Consider the following 2,441-nt stretch of genomic DNA (forward strand, 5'->3'; position numbering starts at 1 on the left):
GCTAAACCGGTGCGGATTCAATTTTATTTCGAGCAGCTTCCGATTGGTGAGGAAATCGAGATTGACCATTTGGGTAAAATCAATGAAAGCTAGATACTCAAAGCATCACTGCACCTCAGATACAGCTTTCGGACTTTCTTGCGCGACAATGCCGCTCAGGTCGAGTATTACTCGACTTAATCTTCACTCCGAGCATAGCTCTTCGTCTTGCGCAGCGGTGAAACTGCGTTTCACTCATCGCTGCTCAGGTTTTACGCTATTGGAAGTCATGGTGGCTTTAGCTATTTTTGCGACGGCAGCTATCGCATTCACCAAAGTGGCAATGCAATATACCCAAGCCACCTCGAACGCAATTTTAAGAACCAAAGCGCAATTCGTGGCATTGAATGAAGTCGCTGTTATGGAAATTAATCAGGAGTGGCTACAGGGAACCCAATCTAAACAGGTTACTCAGCAAGGTGAAAACTGGCAAATTGATAAAGCGGCACAATCTACGATTAGTCCCAATGTGCAACGTATAGAAGTACAGGTCAGTTTATTTAATGCTGATACGGGCAAGGTGGAGTCTGGCATTACTCATCTGGTTTTTTTTAACCATAAGGCTAAAGTTTGACGCGAATGAAAAATAAAAAAAATCAAACTCTACACTCACAGCATAGCTATTTCTCTGGCGCTCAGACAAAGCATAACAAAGCTTTACGACATGCGAAACGGAACCGCACCGCAGGATTTACCCTGGTTGAGTTAATGGTCGCGATTGCCATATTTGCGGTACTTTCTGCATTGGGCTGGAAAGTATTTGATTACTTAATCAAAGTGAAAGATCGTAATACTCAACATGAAGTGAATTTAGGTCAATTACAAGAAGCCTATCAGCAAATTCTGCGTGATACCGTTCAGGCTGTACCACTCAATGCGAATATCAATGGCGATATTCAGCCCGCTTTGGTGCTACAAAATGGTCGTTTTAATTTTAGTAAAACCGGTGTGACTGATCCTTTAAATCAGGGCATTTCTCCAGATGAGAGAGTGGAGTACCAATATCGTGCCGATGAAAAGAAACTCTACCGATTAAAGTATCGCAATTTAAATAGTACAGGGCGGGATCAGCCTGAATCCAGTGTGCTGTTAAATGATGTTGATCAGTTTGAAATTGTGGGATTAAATCCGAATGAAATCAACACATGGCCAGAGGGTCAGGTAGATTTGAATGATGACACGCAAAAGCAGATATTACCTAAAGGTATTAAAATTAAACTGACCGTCAAAGATGTGACCTATGAGTGGATTTTCAGTCTATTAAACACTGACTATTTAAAACAGCAAAAAACGATCACAAATAACAATGCAAATAGCAATACAAACAATTCTACATCATAAGGTTTGATTCAATTGAACATGAAGCCGCAACAGGGTGTTGCCTTAATTACGATTTTGGTCATGGTGGCATTAGCCACCATCCTTGCTGCGACTATTGCCAAAAGGCAGGCCAATACGGCTGAAAACACGGCATATTTGATGCGCCAGAACCAGTCACTATTATATGCCAAAAGTGCTGAAGCCTTTTTTTCAGAACTGCTGGTTGATGATGCGGAAAATGCCGGTGATATTGATCATTTGCAAGAAAACTGGGCCAAGCCTATGCCGGCGTTTCCTGTAGAGGATGGTTTTGTATCTGGAACCTTGGAAGACCAATCAGGAAAATTTAATTTAAATAGCCTGGTGAATACGGATGGTACGCCAAATCCTCAGGCAAAAGCCTGGTTTGAAAAATTGCTGCTGCGTGTGGGATTGCCGGAAAAGTTGAGTGAAGCCGTGATTGACTGGCAGGATGTAGATAACGAAACCATTGGCGCAATGGGTGCTGAAGCAAGCTATTATCAGGGATTAGCACAAGGCTATTTACCGGCAAACAGTAAATTTCATAGTGCGCAAGAACTTAAGCAGGTGCGCGGTTTTGAAGGTGCAAAATATCTGCAAATTGCGGATTATGTGACTGCTGTACCGACCTCCGACAGCAAGGTAAATATAAATACCGCTCCAGCAATGTTGCTGGCAAGTCTTGATCCTAAGCTGGACATTAAAGCTGTACAACAGATGTTACAACAGCGGCAAACCAATTTAGAGTATTTTGCCAGTGTGAATGACCTATGGGTAATTGAACCTTTTAGTCAGCTCAGTGCCGATGTTCGTGGGGAAGTCAGTAATCTGTTGGGTGTGAAGTCCGAGTATTTTAAAGCCAAGATTGACATGATGCTTAGTGGACGTAAACGCCAGTTCAGTAGTGATTTGGTGCGACAGGATAAGACAGTTTATGTGGCATCACGCAGTATGGCACCATTCAGATAAGCTTAAACACGACGTGGCAAAAAGATGACACCGTCATTTCTGAAGCTGGATGAGTTTCTCCAATGATGTTGAACAGTAAAATTCATGCGCAG

The 2,441-nt window shown here is 42.5% G+C and carries 3 protein-coding genes and 1 pseudogene; all 4 read left to right on the forward strand.

Going from position 1 to position 2,441, the window contains the following annotated elements:
* A pseudogene (locus ACN6OV_RS06855) lies at window positions 1-93 on the forward strand (type II secretion system protein GspH); the annotation flags it as partial.
* A gap of 55 nt (window positions 94-148) precedes the next feature.
* Window positions 149-613, forward strand: coding sequence for a type II secretion system minor pseudopilin GspI (gspI, locus tag ACN6OV_RS06860; RefSeq protein WP_427951166.1), 465 nt, complete (start codon window positions 149-151; stop codon window positions 611-613).
* 5 nt (window positions 614-618) lie between these two features.
* Window positions 619-1,380 carry a type II secretion system protein GspJ gene (locus ACN6OV_RS06865; RefSeq protein ID WP_427951162.1) on the forward strand — a complete coding sequence of 254 codons (762 nt, stop codon included), beginning with the start codon at window positions 619-621 and terminating at the stop codon, window positions 1,378-1,380.
* A gap of 18 nt (window positions 1,381-1,398) precedes the next feature.
* Window positions 1,399-2,349, forward strand: a complete 951-nt coding sequence (gene gspK, locus ACN6OV_RS06870) for a type II secretion system minor pseudopilin GspK (RefSeq protein ID WP_427951164.1) — start codon at window positions 1,399-1,401, stop codon at window positions 2,347-2,349.
* The last annotated feature ends 92 nt before the right edge of the window (window positions 2,350-2,441 follow it).

The organism is Acinetobacter sp. (genome assembly GCF_050285345.1).
Taxonomy (GTDB): Bacteria; Pseudomonadota; Gammaproteobacteria; order Pseudomonadales; family Moraxellaceae; genus Acinetobacter.